Source organism: Paraburkholderia bengalensis, from assembly GCF_037126505.1.
GTDB classification, from domain to species: domain Bacteria; phylum Pseudomonadota; class Gammaproteobacteria; order Burkholderiales; family Burkholderiaceae; genus Paraburkholderia; species Paraburkholderia bengalensis.
Map to the genome: position 1 here is coordinate 1 of NZ_JACFYJ010000110.1, position 22,441 is coordinate 22,441.

The 22,441-nt window shown below is 64.6% G+C and carries 14 protein-coding genes and 3 pseudogenes; 7 read left to right on the forward strand and 10 right to left on the reverse strand.

Going from position 1 to position 22,441, the window contains the following annotated elements; translation table 11 throughout:
- Positions 1-215 (forward strand): hypothetical protein (locus H3V53_RS36810; RefSeq protein WP_336602032.1); only part of this gene is annotated, 215 nt, incomplete at its 5' end.
- Positions 216-217: 2 nt separating this feature from the next.
- Here H3V53_RS36810 and iolB read toward each other — a convergent pair.
- The 7 genes and pseudogenes from iolB to H3V53_RS36845 all read right to left on the reverse strand — a co-directional run bounded on the left by iolB (position 218) and on the right by H3V53_RS36845 (position 9,253).
- Positions 218-1,024: a 5-deoxy-glucuronate isomerase gene (gene iolB, locus H3V53_RS36815; protein ID WP_336602033.1), complete on the reverse strand. Its 807-nt coding sequence runs from the start codon at positions 1,022-1,024 to the stop codon at positions 218-220.
- Positions 1,021-1,941, reverse strand: coding sequence for a myo-inosose-2 dehydratase (gene iolE, locus H3V53_RS36820; RefSeq protein WP_336602034.1), 921 nt, complete (start codon positions 1,939-1,941; stop codon positions 1,021-1,023). Before iolE ends, iolB begins: the two co-directional genes overlap by 4 nt.
- Before the next feature lie 10 nt (positions 1,942-1,951).
- Positions 1,952-3,897: pseudogene (gene iolD / locus H3V53_RS36825) on the reverse strand (3D-(3,5/4)-trihydroxycyclohexane-1,2-dione acylhydrolase (decyclizing)).
- Positions 3,894-5,906 carry a bifunctional 5-dehydro-2-deoxygluconokinase/5-dehydro-2-deoxyphosphogluconate aldolase gene (locus tag H3V53_RS36830; protein ID WP_336602035.1) on the reverse strand — a complete coding sequence of 671 codons (2,013 nt, stop codon included), beginning with the start codon at positions 5,904-5,906 and terminating at the stop codon, positions 3,894-3,896. Before H3V53_RS36830 ends, iolD begins: the two are co-directional and overlap by 4 nt.
- A gap of 103 nt (positions 5,907-6,009) precedes the next feature.
- Positions 6,010-6,813, reverse strand: a complete 804-nt coding sequence (locus H3V53_RS36835) for an ATP-binding cassette domain-containing protein (protein WP_054924925.1) — start codon at positions 6,811-6,813, stop codon at positions 6,010-6,012.
- A 13-nt stretch (positions 6,814-6,826) separates the two neighbouring features.
- Entirely contained in the window at positions 6,827-7,999 is a 1,173-nt protein-coding gene (locus H3V53_RS36840; RefSeq protein ID WP_336602036.1) for an ABC transporter permease, read from the reverse strand.
- 198 nt (positions 8,000-8,197) lie between these two features.
- Positions 8,198-9,253: a sugar ABC transporter substrate-binding protein gene (locus tag H3V53_RS36845; protein WP_336602037.1), complete on the reverse strand. Its 1,056-nt coding sequence runs from the start codon at positions 9,251-9,253 to the stop codon at positions 8,198-8,200.
- 281 nt (positions 9,254-9,534) lie between these two features.
- On the opposite strand from H3V53_RS36845, the gene H3V53_RS36850 reads away from it, so the two are divergent.
- The 4 genes and pseudogenes from H3V53_RS36850 to H3V53_RS36865 all read left to right on the forward strand — a co-directional run bounded on the left by H3V53_RS36850 (position 9,535) and on the right by H3V53_RS36865 (position 12,805).
- Complete coding sequence (locus H3V53_RS36850; RefSeq protein WP_336602038.1) at positions 9,535-10,416, forward strand: MurR/RpiR family transcriptional regulator; 882 nt, start codon at positions 9,535-9,537, stop codon at positions 10,414-10,416.
- Positions 10,409-11,429, forward strand: a pseudogene (gene iolG / locus H3V53_RS36855) (inositol 2-dehydrogenase). Before H3V53_RS36850 ends, iolG begins: the two are co-directional and overlap by 8 nt.
- Positions 11,429-12,451 (forward strand): Gfo/Idh/MocA family oxidoreductase, encoded by a 1,023-nt coding sequence (locus H3V53_RS36860; protein ID WP_336602042.1) that lies wholly within the window; start codon positions 11,429-11,431, stop codon positions 12,449-12,451. The pseudogene iolG and the gene H3V53_RS36860 overlap by 1 nt, the downstream one beginning before the upstream one ends.
- Before the next feature lie 123 nt (positions 12,452-12,574).
- The gene (locus tag H3V53_RS36865; protein WP_336602043.1) at positions 12,575-12,805 is read left to right on the forward strand and encodes a sulfurtransferase TusA family protein; all 231 of its coding nucleotides are present in this window, start codon (positions 12,575-12,577) and stop codon (positions 12,803-12,805) included.
- Positions 12,806-12,906: 101 nt separating this feature from the next.
- Here H3V53_RS36865 and galU read toward each other — a convergent pair whose 3' ends face one another.
- The gene (galU, locus tag H3V53_RS36870; protein WP_012400984.1) at positions 12,907-13,788 is read right to left on the reverse strand and encodes a UTP--glucose-1-phosphate uridylyltransferase GalU; all 882 of its coding nucleotides are present in this window, start codon (positions 13,786-13,788) and stop codon (positions 12,907-12,909) included.
- Between the two features lie 70 nt (positions 13,789-13,858).
- Complete coding sequence (locus tag H3V53_RS36875) at positions 13,859-16,732, reverse strand: valine--tRNA ligase (protein WP_336602039.1); 2,874 nt, start codon at positions 16,730-16,732, stop codon at positions 13,859-13,861.
- A 227-nt stretch (positions 16,733-16,959) separates the two neighbouring features.
- Here H3V53_RS36875 and H3V53_RS36880 point away from each other — a divergent pair, with 227 nt between their 5' ends.
- Together H3V53_RS36880 and H3V53_RS36885 are read left to right on the forward strand one after the other, a co-directional pair.
- A complete protein-coding gene (locus H3V53_RS36880; RefSeq protein ID WP_336602040.1) occupies positions 16,960-19,335 on the forward strand; it encodes a UvrD-helicase domain-containing protein in 2,376 nt (791 codons plus the stop codon).
- Positions 19,332-20,143 (forward strand): annotated as a pseudogene (locus H3V53_RS36885) (5'-methylthioadenosine/adenosylhomocysteine nucleosidase). The gene H3V53_RS36880 and the pseudogene H3V53_RS36885 overlap by 4 nt, the downstream one beginning before the upstream one ends.
- Before the next feature lie 15 nt (positions 20,144-20,158).
- Here the strand turns inward: H3V53_RS36885 and H3V53_RS36890 are convergent.
- A complete protein-coding gene (locus H3V53_RS36890; RefSeq protein WP_336602041.1) occupies positions 20,159-22,075 on the reverse strand; it encodes a propionate--CoA ligase in 1,917 nt (638 codons plus the stop codon).
- Positions 22,076-22,441: the final 366 nt, after the last annotated feature.

Sequence of the window (22,441 nt, forward strand, 5' to 3'; positions counted from 1 at the left end):
TTTGCCTACTTTTCTTTGCCGCTGCAAAGAAAAGTAGGTGCCGCCCCGCACAGGGGCAACGCCTGCGCCGCGAGGCGCCATCGCGGATGCCCGCGCAAAAGGCAACACACACCGGCCACGACCGCGCCGCGAAGGCGCAGCGCGGATGCCAGCGCAATAGGCAATCACACACCGGCCACGCCCGCGCCGCGCAGGCGCAACAGCAAAACCCCTAACCCTAACCCCTGGAATCCCTCTCGACGATCCACTCATGCTTCGGATCGTTCTTGAAGTGCCAGGTCCGTGTCGGCCCGGCCATCACATTGAGGTAATAAGAGTCATACCCATACGGCACGACCACGGGGTGATACCCGCGCGGCACCATCACGACATCGTTGTCCTCGACGGCCAGCGATTCGTCGATATCGCGCGCATCCGTATACACGCGCTGAAACGCAAACCCCTGCGGCGGATTCAGCCGGTGGTAATACGTCTCTTCGAGCGAGCTTTCGGCAGGAATATTGTCCGTGTCGTGCTTGTGCGGCGGATAACTCGACGAATGCCCGCCCGGCGTGCGTACCTCCACCACGAGCAACGATTCGGCCGGCTCCGTCTGCGGAAGAATGTCGCACACGTAGCGCGTGTTCGCGCCCTTGCCGCGCACGGACCGCTTCATCTGCGCGGGCTCGATCAGCCTCGCGGGATAGTCGCCCTTCGCGGGCGCGCTCGCCACGCCGACCTCGGCATAGCGGTTCGCGCGAATCGTGGTCCGCATGTTCGGCGGCAAATACACGGCAACGGGCGCGCTGTCCTCGAACACGCTGTCGCGTGAGCCGAGGCCCGTCCATGTTTGCGCATCGGTTTCGATATCGACGGCGCCTGCCATCACGACGATGCACACCTCGCGCGACGCTTCGAGCACGTGCACGACTTCATTCTGTTCCATCCGGTACGCGGCGAAGCCGACATACTTCCAGTCCGCCGACTCCGGCGTGACGCGCGCGATGGTCTGGCCTTCGCGCTGTGCTTTCACGAGCAAACTCATGCTGCCTCCTGTGCGACATCGAGCGGCGCGTCGACGAGCGTGCGCAGCGTTCGATACCCCTTCTGCGCATACGCATACGACGGCGCGACGGCCGGGTCCTGTTCCGCCTCGACGACCAGCCAGCCGCGGTAGCCGTGGCGCTTGAGCGTATCGATGATCGCCGGGAAATCGACGGCGCCGTCGCCCGGCACCGTGAACGCGCCCGCGATCACGGCATCGAGAAAGCTCCAGTTGCGGTTGCGCGCGAGCTTCATCACGGCGGGGCGCACGTCCTTGCAATGCACGTGGCACACGCGGTCGATGTGCCGGTTCAAGACGGTCGACGCATCGCCGCCCGCGAACGTGATATGGCCCGCGTCGAACAGCAGGCCCACATCGTCGCTGGTCAATGCCATCAGTCGGTCGACGTCGGCGGGCGTCTCGACATACGCGCCCATGTGATGGTGATACGCGACGCGCACGCCCTTGCTCAACGTATAGCGCGCGAACTCATTCAACCGCGTGGCGTAGGTGTTCCATTGCTCGTCGGTGAAAAACCGCGGCCGCTGATAGAGCGGGTACGGCGCGCCCTGAATGGAATGGTGCACCTCGCCGTAGACCATCACGGTCGCGCCGTTTTTGGCCAGCAATTCGAGATGCGAATCGACGGCCCTGCATTCGTCTTCGACGTTGCGGCTGAAATCCGCGAGCCGCCCCGAATACCAGCCCGAAACGAGCGACAGATCGTACTGTTTGAACAGTGCCTTCAACGCTTCGGGTTCGCGCGGAAACTTGTTGCCCAACTCGAAGCCCTGATAGCCGATCTCGCGTCCTTCCGTGAGCGCTGTGTCGAGCGGCGTCTCGCCGCCGAGCGACGGCAGATCGTCGTTCATCCATGACAGCGGATTGATGCCGATGCGTACTTCGAACTGACTCATGTGCGCTTCCTCACTGGTTGTCCTTGCCGCGCGCGTTCATATGCGCTTCGTAGTCGGCGCGTGCGCGGCGCACGCCTTCGCGCGGCGACACTTCAGGCACGGCGACTTCCCACCACCAGCCGCCTTCGTCGGTGGTGCGCGCGGCGTCGGTATCGATGCAGATCAAACAGGTACGGTCCGCCGCGCGCGCGCGTTGCATCGCGGCTTCGAGTTCGTCGACGTTCGCGACGTGCTCGGCCTGCGCGCCCAACGCGCGCGCGTGCGCGGCGAAATCGATGATCGGCGCGCCGGGCGCGCCCTGCACGCAGTCGTCGACATGTTGTTGAACGGCGCGCCGCCGCACGCCTGCTGCAGGCGGTTGATGCAGCCATAGCCGCGGTTGTCGAGCACGACGACGATCAGCTTCGCGCCGAGCATCACGGAAGTCGCGATCTCGCTGTTCATCATCAGGTAGCTGCCGTCGCCGACCATCACGATCACTTCGCGCTCGGGTCGCGCGAGCTTCGCGCCCAGGCCGCCCGCGATTTCATAGCCCATGCATGAATAGCCATACTCGACGTGATAGGCGCCCGGCCGGCCCGCGCGCCACAGCTTGTGCAACTCGGCGGGCAGCGTGCCCGCGGCGCACACGACGATGTCGTCGGTGGCCGAGCGTGCGCTCGAACGCTGCACCGCGCCGATCACGTCGGCGTCGTACGGCAGCACGCTCTTGCCTTCCACGCGCTGCGGCGCGTGCGTGAGCCGCTGCACGATGTCGCGCCATTCGTTCGCATGCTGCTGCGCGCGTGTGGTCCACGCGGCGTCCGCTTTCCAGCCTTCGAGTCGCGCGGACAACGCATCGAGCGCGAGCCGCGCATCGGCCTGCACGATGCAGCCGCGATGCTTCTGGCCGTCGAACGCATTCGCATTGATGCCGATCACCTGCGCCTGCGTGAACAGCGTGTTCGAGCCCGTCGTGAAGTCCTGCAGACGCGTGCCGACGGCGAGCACGCAATCGGCTTCGTGCGCGATGGCGTTCGCGCCAGGCGAACCCGTCACGCCGAGCGCGCCGACGTTCAATGCGTCATCCCACGCAAGCGCGCTCTTGCCGGCCTGCGTCTCCGCGACAGGAATGCCGTACCGCGTCGCGAACGCCTGCAACGCATCCGCTGCGCGTCCGTACAGCACGCCGCCGCCCGCGACGATCAGCGGACGCCTGGCGTTGCGCAACACCAGCAGCGCATCGTCGATTTCATGCGCGACGGGCGCCGGCGCATAGAACTTCACGACGCGCGGCGCGAAGAAGCTGGCGGGAAAATCGTAGGCTGTTGCCTGCACGTCTTGCGGCAGCGCGAGCGTGACAGGACCGCAGAGCGCGGCATCCGTCAGCACGCGGATCGCGCGCGGCAAGGCGTTGAGCAACTGCGCGGGATGCACGATGCGATCGAAGTAGCGCGATACGGGCCTGAAGGCGTCGTTGGCGGAGATGCCGCCGTCCTGGAAGTCCTCGACCTGTTGCAACACAGGATCGGGCGCGCGCGACACAAAGATATCGCCGGGCAGCAGCAACACGGGCAAGCGATTCACATGCGCGAGCGCCGCCGCCGTCACGAGGTTCGTCGCGCCTGGGCCGATGGACGTGGTGACGGCCATCATGCGCCGGCGGAAGTGCGCCTTGGCGAATGCTATCGCGCTGTGCGCCATCGCCTGTTCGTTGTGCGCGCGGTAGGTCGGCAACTCATGCCGGTGCTGATACAGCGCTTCACCAAACCCCGCGACATTGCCGTGCCCGAAGATCGCGAACACGCCGCCGAAGAGCGGCTCGGTGCCTTGGCCGTCCTCCGTCTCGACCTGCTGCGCGGCAAGATAGCGGACCACGGCCTGCGCCGCCGTGAGCCGGATCACGCCGTCCGCCGAAACCTGCGCGTCGGCGTCGGAAGCGCTCGCGGCGTCGTGATGCAACACGCGTTGATTCATGCTGCCTGCTCCTGATGAAGTCGCTGCGAGGGGGCCGCATTCGCTGTGCCACGGCTCTCGCGCCATGAACGGATCAGCGTTTCGAAGGTCTGGCGCACGCGCGCGATCACTTCGTCATCGCCGATTTCGCCTGCGAGCCAGGCGTGGCTCGGTTCGTAATGAATCGTGCGGCCGACCGTGAAGCCCTTGCAGGTCTTCGATTGCGCGGCCGCGCGAAAGCCTTCGATCATCTGCTCGACGGGCGCCGACAGCCCGAGCAGCACCACGCCGCGGCAGTACGGATCACGTTCCTGAATCAGCGCATCGACGGCTTGCCACTGCGAGGCATCCATCGGTTCGAGCTTCCACCATTCCGGATAGAGGCCGATGTTGTAGAGCCGCTTCAGCGCGCGGAACACCACGTCGGGCGCACTGGGCAGATGCTTCGGCGGAATCACTTCGAGCAGCAGCTCGTGCCCGCTTTCCTGCACGGCGTCATACAGCGCGCGCAGTTGCGCTTCCTGTTCGAGACGTTGCTCGATCGGCTCGTCGGGATGGAATTGCACGAGGCACTTCACGACATGCTCGCGCGGCCAGCTGGTCAGCGTGGTGCCGATCGAGCGGCCATGATCGAACACGAGCGGCACGGAGCCCGGCAATTCGACGGGGCGTCCGATCCACCAGCCGCGGCCCGTCGCTTCGTTCAGCGCGTCCTGCCCGTAACGGTCGTCAATCAGGACCGCGATTCTGCCTTGCAGACCGAGCGCCTGTTCCGTCTGCTTGACGGCTTCGACGAACAGGCTCTTCAGCTTCGGAATACGCGACGGGTCCGCGCCGGTCTGTTGCGCGAGCTCGAAGAACTGGTTGCGATGATCGAACGCGAAGCCGAGCACTTCATCGCGCGCCTGACGCGCAGGCGTCACGCGATGCAGCCGCGCGAGCGTCGCGTCGCGGTCGGGGCGGCGCATGCGCGCGGGGTCGGCTTTCGCTTCGCGCAGGAAGTAGTGGAGTTCGGCGGGCGTCGGCATCGCGGGCGCGCAGCCGTGACGCGAAACAACAAGCGCGCCGCTCGCGTTCGCGGCGCGCGCGCAGGCTTCGAGCGGTTCATCGCGCAGCCAGCCGGAAAGAAAACCCGACGCGAACGCATCGCCTGCACCGAGCACATTGAGCACATCGACTTCGACGCCGCCCTGGATCGGCGCATCGTCGAGCGAAGCGGGCACGTCGCCGTCGATGATCTGGCAGCCAAGCGGCCCGCGCTTGACGACGAGCGTGGCGGGCGTGACCTTGCGCACCTGCGCGAGCGACTCGATCAGCGAATCCTTTCCGCCCGCGATGCGGAATTCCTCTTCCGTGCCGATCACGAGATCGAAGAGGGGCAAGATGCCCTGGATGTGCGCGCTGACGCTGTCGTTCGCGACAAAGCGCGTCTCGCCGTCGGCCTTGCCGGTGAGTCCCCACAGCACGGGACGATAGTCGATGTCGAGCACCGTGCGCACATCGTTGCGGCGCGCGTATTCCAGGGCGCGGCGGCTCGTGCGGTTGACCTGTTGCGTCGAGAAATGCGTGCCCGTGATCAGCAGCGCTTTTGACGAAGCGATATACGCCTCGTCGAAATCCGCTTCATCGACGGCCATGTCCGCGCAGTTCTCGCGATAGAAGATCAGCGGAAAGGTGTCGCGGTCTTTCAGGCCGAGCAAAACGAGGGCGGTGAGCCGCTCGTGATCGATGCGCACGTGGCTCACGTCGCAGCCTTCCTTCGTGAGCGTTTCGGTGAGAAAGCGGCCCATGTGATCGTTGCCGACGCGCGCGAGCATCGACGCATTCAGGCCGAGCCGCGCGCAGCCGAATGCGATGTTCGCCGACGAGCCGCCCAGATACTTCGCGAAGCTCGCCACATCTTCGAGCCGCGCGCCGATCTGCTGCGCGTACAGATCGACGGCGAGCCGGCCGAGACAGATGACGTCGCGGCTGCGGCCCGCCGCGAAGCGGCTCGTGCCGGGAGCTGTGGGTGTGCTGGTGAGAGCCATGTGTGTGTCCTGAGTGTGCGGAGTGTGCTGACGAAGGTGCGGACAGGTGCGCGGGCAAATCACGCGAAAACGCGCGCGAACAAGCACGCGTAAACGCGCGCGCTCAGATCGTCGCGCCTTCGAGTTCGCCGATCATCTTCTGCATTTCGGCGCCGCCCGCCATCATGTCGAGCACTTCGTCCTTCGTGATCGTCTCTTTCGTGTACGTGCCCATCGACTTGCCGCGATTGAGCAGCGTGAACGAATCGCCGATGGGATACGCGTGGTGCACGTTGTGCGTGATGAAGATCACGGAGATGCCTTTCGCGCGCGCCTTGTGAATCAGCTTCAGCACATTGAAGCTCTGCTTGACGCCAAGCGCAGCCGTCGGTTCGTCGAGAATCAGCACGCGCGCGCCGAAGTGGATCGCGCGCGCAATCGCGAGACATTGCCGCTCGCCGCCCGACATCGTGCCGATGGGTTGATGCGGATCACGCACGTTGATGCCCATTTCGGCGAGCTTGTCGCGGGCGATGCGCGCACTGGTTTCGAGGTCCATCACGTTGACGAGGCCGAAGAGCTTCTTCTGCGGCTCCCGTCCCATGAAGAAATTGCGCGCCACCGACAGCAGCGGCACCAGCGCGAGATCCTGATAGACGGTCGCGATGCCCAGATCGAGCGCGTCGCTCGGCGACTCGAAGTTCACCTTGTTGCCGTCCACGAGGTAATCGCCGGAAGAGGGCTGATGCACGCCCGCGAGCGTCTTGATGAGCGTCGATTTGCCCGCGCCGTTGTCGCCGAGCAGGCAGTGCACTTCGCCGCGCCGCAGCCGCAGCGTGACGCCCGAAAGCGCGATCACCTTGCCGAAATACTTGCTGACGTTTTCGAGCGACAGAATGATGTCGTCTTGCTTGAGAGTGTCGGACATGGTCGTCTCCCGATTACGACTGCGCGACGCGGCGGCGCACATAGTGATTGAACAGCACGGCGATTAGCAGCATCACGCCGAGGAACACGCGGAACCAGTCGGAGCTGACATTCGTGTAGGTGATGCCGATCTGCACGACGCCGAAGATCAGCGCGCCGAAGCACGCGCCCACCACCGATCCGTAACCGCCCGTCAGCAGCGTGCCGCCGATCACCGCGGCGATGATCGCTTCGAATTCCTTTTGCAGACCGCGGTCGGCGGCGGCGGAACCGATGTCGCACACCTGCAGCACGGCGAACAGGCACGAGCAGAAGGCCGTCAGCACGAAGAGGGAAATCTTCACGCGCCGCACGGGCACGCCGACGTTCTTCGCGGCATTCGCATCGCCGCCTACGGCAAGAATCCAGTTGCCGTAGCGCGTCTTCGCGAGAACGAACGCGCCGACTGCGGCCAGCGCGAACCACCACAGCAGCACTTTCGGAATGCCGGGCACGAGCGGCTGGCCGTTTTCGAGCAGCGAGCCGATGCCCATGTGCGCGAGACTCGTGAAGAGTCCGTGGAGCGCTACGCCATGGAACAGGAAGTTGGTCACGGCATCGGACTGCGCCAGATCGCCGACGCCGGAGATGATCGTTCGGTCGGCGACCATGATCGACAGCGCCAGCGTGAGGCCGCGCAGGATGAACAGGAACGCGAGCGTCACGATGAAAGAGGGCAGCCGCGTGCGCATCACCAGATAGCCGTTCAGTGCGCCGAGCGCCATCGAGCCGGCGAACGCGAAGATGATGGCGGCCCAGATCGGCCAGTGAAAGTAGACGGACGGAATCGCGACCATCATGCCGGCGAAGCCGATCATCGAGCCGATGGAGAGATCGAACTCGCCCGCGATCATCAGAAGACATGCGCCGACGGCGAGGATGCCGAGATAGGCGGAGACCTGCGACCAGTTCATCACGCCGTCGAGGTTGAACATCCCCGAGGTGCCCGCGCTGATCGCGAACACGAGGAACACGAGCACCGTGCCTGAAATCGCGGCGAACTCCGGCCGGTTCAGCAAATGGCCGAAGAACGACTCCTTGCGGATGCGCTCGTCGGACGGCTGCGCGGCGGCCGTCTGCTGGGTGGATGCTTCGTCGCCCGCCGCATCGTGACCATGCGAGGGGAAGTGTTTGCCGGCTACGCCCATGATGTCTCCTGATTACCCGGCTGGTCCGCGCGATGCGTTCGTGAGAGTGGCTTGCGTCGCGCAGAGAGCCGGCAAATGACGCGGTCGGGGCGCCCGACGATGGCGGCCGGGTTGCGCGTTTTCGCGTGCAAAGGTCCGCCGGGGTCGCGCGCTGGCTGGCGCGCCCGGTACCGCGTATGACTGGCTAGAGAAAGTCCGTTAGCGGTACTGGCCCGCGTACTTGACGACCTTGTCGATATTCGCCTTCGTGATGAAGCCCGGACCGGAACGGATGTTCTTCGGTCCATACGACGGCTCGAGGCCGTAGGTTTGCAGACGCTCCTTGAACTTCGGATTGGCCTGCAGAATTTGCCGGATCTTCGCGGGATCTGTCGTGTGCTCTTTCTTCACGATGGCCAGCACGGCGACGGCGATATAGCCCTGCAGATACGGCTGCTGATCGATGGCGAAATTGATCGTGCCGTCCTGGATGCCCTTGGCGATGTCGTCGGAGAAGTCGAACGTGGCGAAGTAGATCTTGCCCGCGAGACCCATCTGCTGCACGGCCTTCAGCGTTGCCGATGCGGGCGTCGGTCCGAGCGTGAGGATCGCGCCCGTGTTCGGATGGTTACGCAGATACGCGCTGACCTTCGACTGGATTTCCGTCGGGTCCTGGCCTGAATCGATCGTCGACGTCTTGTAGTTGACGCCGAGTGCATCGGCAAAGCCGCGGCAGCGTTCGAACGACACGACGTTGGTCGCGAAGTGGTTCACGCACAGGAACGATTTCACGCCGGCTGCCTTCGCCTTTTCGCCCGCCGCCTTGCCCGCCACGTATTCGGGCTGGCCGATGTGCATGATGGCGCCGAGCTGCGCGCTCTGTTCTTCCGTGCCGGAGTTGATCGTGACGAGCGGGATTTTCTTGGCCGTAACCTTGCCGATCGAGCTCTTCAGCACGTCGAAGTCGGCGATCGTGACGATCACGCCGTCGTAGTTGCGCGCCGCAGATTGCTCGATCAGGCGCGACATGTCGGCGAGATCGCCGTTGGGCGGATTGCGGTAGTCGGTTTCGACGTTGAAATCCTCGTCGGCCTGCTTGATCGCGTTCTTGATCGTGTTCCACCACGAGTCGGAATCCGGCGCGTGGCTGATCAGCACGAATTTCGCGTCCGCCGCCTGCGCCGTCGAGGCCGCCGTCATCCCGCCGATGCCTGCCGCGAGCGTCAGCGCCGCGGCCAGAACCTTGAACGAAGCCTTGCCCTTGCAAAGTCTCATTGTCTCCACCTTTCTCGGTCTGTTCGTTTTTGAGGTGAACGTATGACGCGTAGCGAGGTGATGCCGGCTGCCGTTGCGTCATCGCTCAGGACCAAGATTAGGCCAACTCGCCGCGAGTTGCAATGAAAATTTCATGACGAATAAAAATGGAAAATACATTCCATTTGCTTTCGGTTATGCCTATACTCGGCAACGTCGGGATGGCGCGTGCCGCACGCTCCGAGCCTTACAGGGCGGGGGTTCGCGGTTTTGCGCTGCAAAAAAGCAACGAGGTCAGGACCATGGCGGAAGACAGCACAGCAGAGTTGCCGAGCGTTGAAGAATTGATGCAACGCATCGCGGAAAACTACGAATCGCTGCCGCGGCAGCTGAAGAGCGTGGCGACGTATATCGAGCAGCATCGTTCGACCGTGATGGTCGATCGCACCAGCGACATTGCGCTGAGTTGCGGCGTCCATCCGTCGGCTGTCGTGCGATTTGCGCAGCGCTTCGGCTTTTCGGGTTTCTCGGATCTGCAAGCGGTGTTCCGCCAGGCGTACACGACTCAGGGTGCGTCGTCGCAGAGCTATCAGCAGCGCATTCGCCGGCTGATCGACGAGAAGCCGGGGCGGCTGTCGGGCGGCACGGTGGCGCGTGAGTTCGTCGCCGCGTGCCGAGACGGCCTCGACGAACTGGAAGGCTCGCTCGACGACGCGCAGTTCGACGCCGCCGTGAAGATGCTGCAGCAGGCCGAGAACATCTACGTGATTGGCGTGCGGCGCTCGTTTCCCGTCGCGAGCTACATCGTCTACGCGCTGCAGCACACGCCTAAGCGCGTGCATCTGGTGTCGGGTTTCGGCGGGATGTATCGCGAGCAGATTCGCAGCGTGAAAAAGGGCGACGTCGTGATCGCGATCAGCTTCGCGCCGTACGGCAAGGAGACGCAGCACTGCCTGCGCGTCGCGCATCACCATCAGGCGAAGACGCTCGTCATTACGGATAGCCAGCTGTCGCCGCTCGCGCGTTACGCGAGCACGCAGCTGTATGTGAAAGAGGGCAGCGCGTTCGCGTTCCGCTCGCTGACCAGCACGATCTGCCTGTGCCAGGCGCTGTTCATCGCGCTCGCGTACAAGCTCGAATTGAACGTAGAAGAGTCGACAGACACTGGAGGATACGATGACTGAAGTGGCAGGCAAGACGATCGACGTCGCGGTGTTCGGCGCCGGGCGCATCGGCAAGATTCACGCGTCCAATCTCGCGCGGCAGCCGGGCGTGCGGCTCAAGTACGTGGTCGACGTGAACCGCTGACGCGGCCGCGGCACTCGCGGCGCAGCACGGCGCGCAGGTGGCCGATGTGGACGGCGCGATGGGCGACGCGTCGGTGGGCGCGACCGTGATCTGTTCGAGCACGGACACGCACGCCGATCTGATCCTGCAATCGGCGGCGCAGAAAAAGCATGTGTTCTGCGAGAAACCTGTGGATCTGACGCTGGAGCGTGCGCGCGCGTGCGCCGATGCCGTCGCGAAGGCGGGTGTGGTCTGCATGATCGGTTTTCAGCGCCGCTTCGATCCGACCTTTGCGGCGCTGAAGGCGCGCATCGACGCAGGCGAAATCGGCACGCCGGAAATGCTGGTCGTCACGAGCCGCGATCCGGGCGCGCCGCCTGTCGAGTACATCAAGCACTCGGGCGGCATCTTCAAGGACATGCTGATTCACGACTTCGACATATTCCGCTGGATTCTCGATGACGAAGCCGACACGTTGCACGCGACGGGCAGCTGTCTCACCGATCCGGCGATTGCGGACGCGGGCGATATCGATTGCACGGCGGTGACCATCCGCACCAGGCGCGGGCGCCTGTGCCAGATCAACACGTCTCGGCGCGCGGCATACGGTTACGACCAGCGCTTCGAGCTGCTCGGCAGCGCGGGCATGCTGCAGGCAGGCAACGTGCGTCCGACGGAAGTCACCGCGTATTCGAAGACGGCCGTTTCCAGCGACGTGCCGGAGCACTTCTTCCTCGAACGCTATCGCGCGGCGTACGCGCTGGAAATCGTGCACTTCTTCGAAGCCGTGACGCAAGGCACGCCCGTTCGCACGACGGTCGCCGACGGCATGAAGGCGCTCGAACTCGCCGAAGCCGCGACGCGTTCGTGGCGCGAAGGGCGCGCGGTCAAGCTGAACGAGGCGCTGTGATGGGCCCCCGGCCGTTGCGTATCGGTGTAGTCGGGCTCGGACGGCTCGGCAAGCGGCATGCGGAGAATCTGGCGTATCGCGTGTCGGGCGCGGCGCTGGTGGCCGCGTGCAGCCCGCTCGATGAAGAGCGCGCGTGGGCGCGCGAAGCGCTGCCCGCGCCGCGGCTTTACGACGACTATCACGCGCTGCTCGACGATCGCGAGGTGGATGCCGTATGGCTCGTGACGCCGTCGGCGCTGCACGCGCAGCAGATCATCGACGCGTTGCGCGCGGGCAAGCATGTGTTCTGCGAAAAACCGTTGTCGCTCGATCTCGCCGAGTGCGAGCGCGTGATCGCGGAGGCGCAGCGCCATCCGCAACTGCAGGCGACGATCGGCTTCATGCGCCGCTTCGATCCGAGCTACCGCGACGCATTCGACAAGATCGAGGCGGGTGCGATTGGCAGGCCGTTCATGGTGCGCTCGCAGACCTGCGACCAGAACGATCCCGAAGGGTTTTTCGTGCGCTTCGCGCCGACCTCGGGCGGCATCTTTCTCGATTGCACCGTGCACGACATCGACGTCGCGCGCTGGCTGCTCGGCATGCCGAAGGCGAAGCGCGTGTATGCGAGCGGCGTCGTCGCGTTGCACGAAGGCTTGCGGGAATTCGGCGACGTCGACAACGGCGTAGCCATCTGCGAGTTCGAAGGCGGGCGCCTCGCGATGTTCTATGCGTCGCGCACGCTCGCGCACGGCAACGATACGGGCAGCGAGGTGATCGGCACGGCGGGCGCGCTGTATGTCGGGCGCAATCCGCGCCGCAATCGCGTCGAGATCGCCGACGCGAGCGGCATCCGCAACGAATGCACGCCGACGTTCTTCGACCGGTTCGAGGACGCGTTTTTGTGCGAAGCGCAGGCGTTCGTCGCCGCCGTCAATGAAGGCAGGCAAAGCGGCGCGACACTCGCGGACGCGATGGAGGCGACGCGCATCGGCTATGCGCTGCGCGAGTCGCTGGCAAGCGGTCGGGCCGTCGATCTGTAATCCGGCGCGCCCAGGGCTTTCTGCCGTGGGCGCGCTCACAGGGCTTGCGTTAGAATTTGACCCTTGTGCATGGCGCCGCGAATCGAGCGCGGACGCTGCCTACCAGAGTCATCGTCGATGGAAATCCAGATTCACAAGGAAGTCGATGCGCGCGGCCTGAAGTGTCCGCTGCCCATCCTGCGCGCCAAGAAGGCGCTGGCCGACATGGAAAGCGGCCAGATTCTCAAGGTGCTCGCCACCGATCCCGGCTCGCAGCGCGATTTCGCGGCGTTCTCCAGGCAAACGGGCAACGAGATCGTCGAAAGCTCGACGACATCTGACAAGGTGTTCGTCTTCTTGATGCGGCGGCGCTGAGCTTTTCGGCGATTCGCGCCAACAGGGCATGAAAAAAGGCGCTGCGCCCTTGTGGGGCGCAGCGCCTTTCTGTTTTTCGCTTTCGAAGCGGGCCGGACCCGTCAGCCTTCGAGAACGGGCGAACGCGTACGCAGATATTCTTCGAAGTCCGCGGCCACTTCCGGGTGGCGCAGCGCGAACTCGACGGTCGCCTTCAGATAGCCGAGCTTGCTGCCGCAGTCGAAGCGCGTGCCATGGTACTTGTATGCGAGCACCTGCTCGTCGGCGAGCAGCGACTGGATCGCGTCAGTCAGTTGCAGTTCGCCGCCCGCGCCCGGCTTCAGCGCGCGGATGTGGTCGAAAATGCGCGGCTTCAGCACATACCGCCCAACCACGCCGAGGTTGGAGGGCGCCACTTCCGGCGCCGGCTTCTCGACGATGCCCGACATCTTGATGATGGCGTCTTCCCACTCCTTGCCGTCGACGATGCCGTACGACTTCGTCTCCGACGGCGGGATTTCTTCCACGCCGATCACCGAGCTGTGATAGTGATCGAACACTTCGATCATTTGCTGCATGACGGGCGGCTTGCCGTACAGCAGGTCGTCCGCGAGGATCACGGCGAACGGGTTGTCGCCGACCAGTTTTTCCGCGCACAGCACCGCGTGGCCCAGACCCAGCGCTTCCGGCTGACGCACGTAGAAGCAGTCGACGTGGCTCGGCTTGATGCTGCGAACCAGTTCCAGCAGCTTCGCCTTGCCGCGCGCTTCGAGTTCGGCCTCGATCTCGTACGACTTGTCGAAATGGTCCTCGATCGCGCGCTTGCTGCGGCCCGTGACGAAGATCATTTCGGTGATGCCCGCCGCCATCGCTTCCTCGACCGCGTACTGGATCAACGGCTTGTCGACGATGGGCAGCATCTCCTTCGGGCTGGCCTTGGTGGCAGGGAGGAAGCGGGTGCCGAGACCTGCGACTGGAAAGACTGCCTTTGTAACTTTTAGCATGTGTGTACCCTGCGTCCTCTGGTTGGAATGCGCGCCGTCACCGGATTGGGCGGCGCGCATGGCGCATCGATCAGGCCGGCAAGCGCGACAGTTGTGCGGTCAGCTTGCCGATGGTGGTCTGGTATTCTGCCAGCCTTTTCTGCTCCTGCTCAACGACCGCCGGCGGCGCTTTTGCAACAAAACTCTCGTTCTGCAGCTTGGCGTTACATTTCGAAACTTCTGCGTTCAGTCTCGCGATCTCTTTTGACAGGCGTTCGCGCTCGGCAGCGACATCGATCTCCACCTTCAGCACGAGCTTGTCCGTTCCTACGATAGCAATTGGCGCGCCATGTGCCTGCGCATCCAGCGTTGCCTCGTCGGCGATGATCTGCACCTCGGACAAACGCGCCAACGCCTGCGCATAGGGCGCGAACGACGCGAGGCGCGCTGCATTGCCCGTTACGAGCAGCGGCACCTTCGTCGCCGGCGACAGGTTCATTTCGCCGCGCAGGTTCCGGCATGCGTCGATCACGGCTTTCAGATCGGCGGCCCATTGCTCGGCCGTTTCATCGATCTTGCCCGGCTCGGCGATCGGGTAGGGCTGCGTCATGATCGACGCCTCGCCTTCGGCCTTGCCTTGCGGGTACTTCGCCGCGAGCGGCGCCACCTTCTGCCACAACGCTTCCGTAATGAACGGAATCACCGGATGCGCGAGACGCAGCACCGCTTCGAGCACGCGCAACAGCGTGCGGCGCGTGGCGCGCTGCTGTTCCGGCGTGCCCGTCTGGATCTGCACTTTCGCCAGTTCGAGATACCAGTCACAGTATTCGTCCCACACGAACTTGTATAGGGCGTTCGCCACATTGTCGAAACGATAGTCGGCAAAGCCCTTTTCGACTTCGGCCTCGACGCGCTGAAGCAGCGACACGATCCAGCGATCGGCCTGCGAGAAGTCCGTGTAGCCGCCCGGCCCGCAATCGCCCGGCTGGCACGCGCCCGGCTTCGAGAAGCCGCAGTCGTGGCCTTCGCAGTTCATCAGCACGAAGCGCGTCGCGTTCCACAGCTTGTTGCAGAAGTTGCGATACCCCTCGCAGCGCGCGAGGTCGAAGTTCACGTTGCGGCCGAGCGTCGCCATCGACGCCATCGTGAAGCGCAGCGCGTCCGTGCCGAACGCGGGAATGCCTTCGGGGAATTCCTTGCGCGTTTTCTTTTCGATGGTGGCGGCCTGCTTCGGATTCATCAGGCCCGTCGTGCGTTTCTTCACGAGCTCGTCGAGGCTGATGCCGTCGACGATATCGATCGGGTCGAGCGTGTTGCCCTTGCTCTTCGACATCTTCTGGCCTTCGGCGTCGCGCACGAGGCCGTGCACATAGACGGTCTCGAACGGCACCTTGCCCGTGAAGTGCGTGGTCATCATGACCATGCGCGCGACCCAGAAGAAGATGATGTCGAAGCCCGTCACCAGCACCGACGACGGCAGGAACGCCTTCAGTTCGGGCGTTTCGTTCGGCCAGCCGAGCGACGAGAACGGCACGAGCGCCGACGAGAACCACGTGTCGAGCACGTCTTCATCGCGCTTCAATGCGCCCTTGTAGCCTTTTGCCTCGGCTTGCGCGCGGGCTTGTTCTTCCGTCTTCGCAACGAAGATTTCGCCGCTCTCGCCGTACCAGGCGGGAATCTGATGGCCCCACCACAACTGGCGCGAAATGCACCAGTCCTGGATGTTTTCGAGCCACTGGTAGTACGTGGTCGTCCAGTTTTCCGGCACGAACCTGATCTGACCGTTGCGCACGACGTCGAGCGCCGTTTCGGCAATCGATTTGCCCGGATTGAACGTGCCTTCAGGCGCCGGCTTGCTCATCGCGACGAACCATTGGTCCGTCAGCATCGGCTCGATCACGACGCCCGTGCGGTCGCCGCGCGGCACCATCAGCTTGTGCGGCTTGACGGATTCGAGCGCGCCGATCGCTTCGAGGTCGGCCACGACCTGCTTGCGCGCGTCGAAGCGGTCCATGCCGCGATATTTTTCGGGCGCGTTGTCGTTGATCTTCGCGTCGAGCGTGAGGATTTCGATTTGCGGCAGCTTGTGGCGCTGGCCGACCTGATAGTCGTTGAAGTCGTGCGCGGGCGTGACTTTCACGACGCCCGTGCCGAATTCGCGGTCCACGTAATCATCCGCGATGATGGGGATTTCGCGGTCCGTCAGCGGCAGCTTGACCATCTGGCCGATCAGCTTCGCGTAGCGCTCGTCTTCGGGATGCACCATCAGCGCGACGTCGCCGAGCATGGTTTCCGGACGCGTGGTCGCCACCGTCAGATCGCCCGAGCCGTCGGCGAGCGGATACTGGATGTGCCACAGGCTGCCGCTTTCTTCCTCGCTGACCACTTCGAGGTCCGACACGGCCGTGAGCAGCACCGGGTCCCAGTTCACGAGGCGCTTGCCGCGATAGATCAGGCCCTGTTCATACAGACGCACGAACACGTCGCGCACGGCGGCCGACATCTTGTCGTCCATCGTGAAGTATTCGCGCGACCAGTCGATCGACGCACCGAGGCGCCGCACCTGGTTTGTGATCGTCGAGCCGGACTTCTGCTTCCATTCCCACACGCGCTCGGTGAATTTTTCGCGGCCGAGGTCATGGCGCGACACGCCTTGCGCATCCAGTTGACGCTCGACGACGATCTGCGTCGCGATGCCCGCGTGGTCCGTGCCCGGCACCCACAGCGTGTTCTCGCCGAGCATGCGGTGATAGCGCGTGAGGCCATCCATGATGGTCTGGTTGAACGCATGACCCATGTGCAGCGTGCCCGTGACGTTGGGCGGCGGCAACTGGATCGAGAAATTCTTGCGGCCAGGCTCCATCGTCGGAGCGGCGTAGCCGCGTTTTTCCCATTCGGGGCCCCATTGGGCCTCGATCATCTGCGGCTCGAAACTCTTGGCCAGCGTGTTGTCGCTTGTCGTCATCGTCAAAATCTGCCGGAAAATGCGTGGAAAGATGCCTGAAACCTTGAATTATAAAGGGATGCGCGCGCAGGGGGCCGCGCTTGCCGTCGTGCGTCCATCGTGCAGCCGTCCTGGGCGCGCGAGCGGGTGGGCGCGGCCCGCGTCCCGACGCGGCGTCTCAGGTCGAAAGCCTCGCGGTCTTATAATGACGGGTCACCCGCCGCAACCGTTGTTTCTCTCCGTCATCCATGCCCGAACTGCTCGCGAACCTGAACCCCGAACAATACGCCGCCGTCACGCTGCCGAACGAACCGGCGCTCATTCTGGCGGGCGCAGGCAGCGGCAAGACGCGCGTGCTGATCACGCGCATCGCGTGGCTGATCCAGCAGGGCTATGCGTCGCCGCCGACCGTGCTCGGCGTCACGTTCACGAACAAGGCCGCGCGCGAAATGATGTCGCGCCTGTCGGCGCTCTTGCCCATCGACACGCGCGGCATGTGGATCGGCACCTTCCACGGCCTGTGCAACCGGATGCTGCGCGCGCACTACCGCGACGCGGGCCTGCCGCAGACGTTCCAGATTCTCGACACGTCCGATCAGCTGTCGGCGATCAAGCGCCTGATGAAGGGCCTGAATATCGACGACGAGAAATATCCCGCGAAGAACCTGCAGTACTTCATCAACAACGCGAAAGAGCAGGGGCTGCGCGCGAAGGACGTCGATGCGTCGGACAACTTCAACCGCAAGTTCGTCGAACTCTACGACGCGTACGACCAGCAGTGCCAGCGCGAAGGCGTGGTCGATTTTCCCGAACTGCTGCTGCGCTGTTATGAACTGCTGTCGTACAACCCGCCGCTGCGCGCGCATTACCAGGCGCGTTTCCGCCACATTCTCGTCGACGAGTTCCAGGACACGAACAAGCTGCAATACGCGTGGCTGAAGCTGCTGGCGGGCGAGCACAACGCGATCTTCGCCGTCGGCGACGACGACCAGTCCATCTATGCGTTCCGCGGCGCGAACGTAGGTAACATGCGGGACTTCGAAGACGAATTCAAGGTTCGTCATCTGATCAAGCTCGAGCAGAACTACCGCTCGCACGGCCATATTCTCGATGCCGCGAACCATCTGATTTCGCACAACGCGCGGCGCCTGGGCAAGAATCTGCGCACCGACGCGGGCCACGGCGAGCCGGTACGCGTCTACGAAGCTGCGACGGATTCGCAGGAAGCGGGCTGGATCGTCGAAGAAATTCGCGCGCTGATCGCAACGGGCGCTTCGCGCAGTGAAATCGCCGTGCTGTACCGGAGCAACGCGCAGTCGCGCACGATCGAACATACGCTCGTCAACGTGGGCATTCCGTATCGCGTGTATGGCGGCCTGCGCTTTTTCGAGCGTCAGGAAGTGAAGCACGCGCTCGCGTACCTGCGCCTGATCGACAATCCGAACGACGACACCGCGTTCGCGCGCGTCGTCAATTTCCCGACGCGCGGCATCGGCGCGCGCTCGATCGAACAACTGGCGGACGCGGCGCGTCTGTACAACTGCTCGATGGCGGCGGCGATTCCCTATGTGACGGGCAAGGCGGGCACGAGCCTCGGCACGTTCGCGAACCTGATCGCGAAGATGCGCGCCGAAACGGCGCAGATGAGTCTGCCCGAAACGGTCGAATACGTGGTGCGCGCAAGCGGCCTGTCCGAGTTCTATCAGAACGAACGCGAAGGGCAGGAGCGGCTCGAAAACTTGCAGGAACTGGTGAATGCGGCCACCGCGTTCGTCAGCGAAGAAGGCTACGGTCTCGACACGCCCGCGCGTTCGATTCCGCTGCGTCCGGGCGCGACGGCCGCGCCCGAACTGGTCGTCTCCACCGACGACCCTGGCGTCGACGTGCTCGAACCCGCTAATCCCGCCGATCCCGCGCAAAACCCCGACACCATGACGCCGCTCGCGGGCTTTCTGTCACATGCGTCGCTCGAAGCGGGCGACAACCAGGCGCAAGCGGGCCAGGAAGCCGTGCAACTGATGACGGTGCACGCCGCGAAGGGCCTCGAATTCACGGCCGTGTTCATCACGGGTCTCGAAGAAGGGCTCTTTCCGCACGAGAACAGCGCGATGGAAGCCGACGGCCTCGAAGAGGAGCGCCGCCTGATGTACGTCGCGATCACGCGTGCGAAGGAGCGGCTCTATCTGTCGTTCGCGCAGAGCCGGATGCTGCATGGCCAGACGCGCTACAACATCCGCTCGCGTTTCTTCGACGAACTGCCGCAAGAGACGCTCAAGTGGCTCACGCCGAAAGTGGAAGCGGGCGCGCGCTGGGGCGGCCGCTCGGACAATGCAGGCTGGGGACGCGACTGGTTTTCGCGCCCTGACCGTCAGCAGGGCTACGGCGGCGGCAGCCGCGAGAGCTACGCGACGACCAACGCGCCGCTGCCCGCGTTCGCCAACGAGCAGCGCGCCGCGGACACGGGCTTCCGCGTCGGCCAGCAGGTGTTCCACACGAAATTCGGCGAAGGCACGATCACGGCGCTCGAAGGCGGCGGCGCCGATGCGAAGGCGCAGGTCAAGTTCAAGCGGCACGGTGAGAAGTGGCTCGCGCTGGCCGTCGCAAAATTACAGGCGGTCGAATGAGCGCATTACAGTCTGAAGCAACTTCGGAAGCCATTTCGGAAGCAGCCATTCCTCGCCGTCCGCTCGGCATCATGGCGGCGCTGCCCGAAGAACTCGGCGATCTTCTCGCCGCGATGCGCGCCGAAGGCGACGTGGCGACGATCACACACGGCAAGCGCGATTACCACCTGGGCACGGTGCATGGCGCGCCGTGCGTGGTGACGCTCGCGCGCATCGGCAAGGTCGCGGCGGCGGCGACGGTGAGCGCGCTGATCCATGAGTTCGATGTCGAAGCCGTCGTGTTCACGGGTGTGGCGGGGGGCGTCGGTCCTTCGGTGCGGATCGGCGATATCGTCGTGGCCGAGTCGCTGATGCAGCACGACCTGGACGCGTCGCCGCTCTTTCCGCGCTTTGAAGTGCCGCTGCTCGGCATGTCGCGCTTTGCCGCCGACGCGCCGTTGACGACCGCGTTGGCCAGTGCCTGCGAGCGTTTCGTCGATGAAGAGGGCGCGGCGCTGTCGCAGCGTTTTCTGACCGAGGCGCGGCCCGTCGTGCATCGCGGTCTGATCATCAGCGGCGACCAGTTCGTCGCGAGCGCGACACCGTCGATCGGTTGCGTGCCGCGTTGCCCGACGCGCTCGCCGTAGAGATGGAGGGCGCGGCCATCGCGCAGGTCTGCTACGAGTACGACGTGCCGTGCGCGCTCGTGCGCACCATTTCAGATACAGCCGATGCGCACGCGCCCGCGTCGTTCGTCACATTTCTGACGGAGATCGCGGGTACGTATTCGAGCGGGATTCTGAGGCGGTTTCTGGCGGCGCGAGGCTAAGCGCCGCGCAGCGGCTCAAGCGCCGCGCGTTTTCCCCGCAAGGTCCGCGACGGCCTCGCGAATCTGCTGCAACGCCGACGGATCTTCGATCGTCGGCAGATCGCCCGGATCACGTCCTTCCGCCAGCGCCGCGATCGCGCGGCGCAGCAGCTTGCCGGAGCGCGTCTTCGGCAGCATCGACACCAGCACGACCTGCGCGGGCCGCGCGATGGCGCCCAGCTGCCGGTCGACCGTCGCGCACAGTTCGGCGGAGAGCTTCGCGCGGGCTTCGTCGGTCTCGAACGCGCCCGCATCGCGCGCGACGACGAACGCAATCGCCGCCTGTCCCTTCACCTGATGCGTCACGCCGACCACGGCCACTTCCGCGACCGCCTTGTGGCCCGATAGCGCTTCCTCGATCTCGCGCGTGCCGAGCCGGTGGCCCGCGACGTTGATCACGTCGTCGGTGCGGCCGAGGATCGTCACGTAGCCGTCCTCGTCCTGAATGCCCCAGTCGAAGGTCGAATACACCTGCTGGTCCGGCACGCTTTCCCAATAGGTCTTGACGAAGCGCGCGTCGTCGCCCCAGACCGTCGACATGCAGCCGGGCGGCAGCGGATAGCCGAGCGTGATCACGCCTTTCTCGCCGGGCGCGCACGGCTCGCCCGTGTGCTCGTTGCGCAGCGTCAGGTCATAGCCGTAGCAGGGCACGCCCGGCGAGCCTAGCTTTTGCGGCAGCGCTTCGACGCCGCGCTGGATCGCGAGAATCGGCCAGCCGGTTTCCGTCTGCCAGAAGTTGTCGACCACGGGCTTGCCGAGCGAGCCACCGATCCACGCGGCAGTCGGTTCGTCGAGTGGCTCGCCTGCGAGAAATAGCGTGCGCAGGCTCGACAGATCGGCCTGTTTCAGCAGCGCGGGATCCTGCTTCTTCAGCACGCGGATCGCTGTGGGCGCGGTGAACATCAGGTTGATCTTGTGCTGCTCGACGAGCCGCCACCAGATGCCGCCGTCCGGGCGGATCGGCGTGCCTTCGTACATGACGGTGGTGAGGCCCGCGATTAGCGGCGCATAGACGATGTAGCTGTGGCCGACCACCCAGCCGACGTCGGAGGCTGTGAACATCGTGTCGCCCGGCTTGCCTTCGAAGATGTATTCCATCGATGCCGCCAGCGCGACGGCATAACCGCCGACGTCGCGCTGCACACCTTTCGGCTTGCCCGTCGTGCCCGACGTGTACAGCACATACGACGGCTCCGTCGATTCGAGCCATTCGCATTGCACGTGCGCGTCGAAAAACTGCTCGCGCAGCGGCTCGTAGGCGACGAGATACGGCGCGTTCAGCTTTTCGGGCGCCAGTTGCCGGTCGATCAGCAATACCTTCGGCGTCTTGTGCGCCGCGCGCGACAGGGCTTCGTCGACGAGCGGCGTGTAGTCGATGACCTTGCCGGCGCGCGCGCCGGCATCCGCCGTGACGATCAGCGCGGGTTTGGCGTCGTCGATACGTGCGGCGAGATTGGGCGCCGCGAAGCCGCCGAACACCACCGAGTGAATCGCGCCCAGGCGCGCGCACGCGAGCATCGCGAACACGGCTTCGGGAATCATCGGGAGATAGATCAGCACGCGGTCGCTGCGCCTGACGCCGAGCGAGCGCATGACGGCCGCCATGCGGTTCACCTCGGCGTGCAGTTCGGCGTACGTGTAGCGCCGCTCGATGCCCGTTTCCGTCGACACGTAGACGAGCGCGTTTTGCTGCGCCCGTTGCGCGAGATGCCGGTCGACGGCGTTATGGCACAGGTTCGTGCGCCCGCCGACGAACCAGCGCGCGAACGGCGGGTTGGAGCGGTCGAGCACGGTGTCGAACGGCGTTTCCCAATGGATGCGCCGTGCCTCGTCGCGCCAGAAGTCTTCGGGGGCTTCGATCGAACGGCGGTGGAAGTCGCGGTAGGTGGTCATCGGCGGCGATCCCTTCAGGCAGCGGGGTGAGCGCGAATGCGCGTGCGCACAGGATAGTGCAGGGGTCGCGTGTCGGACAACGCGGGTAGACCATGGTTTGGGTTTGGGTGTGGGTTTGGTTTGTCTGCGACGCAGTCGTGGTTTGCTTTGCCCTTGCGCGGGCAGCCGCTTTGCGGATCGCCTTGTTTTTGCGTTGGCGCCTACGCGGCGCGGGCGTTGCCGGTGTGTGTTTGCCCTTTGCGCTGGCCTCCGCGATAGCGCCTTCGCCGCACGGGCGTTGCCGGGGTGTGATTGCCCTTTGCGCGGGCATCCGCGCGCGCCTACGCGGCGCGGGCGTTGCCCTGTGCGGGGCGGCACCTACTTTTC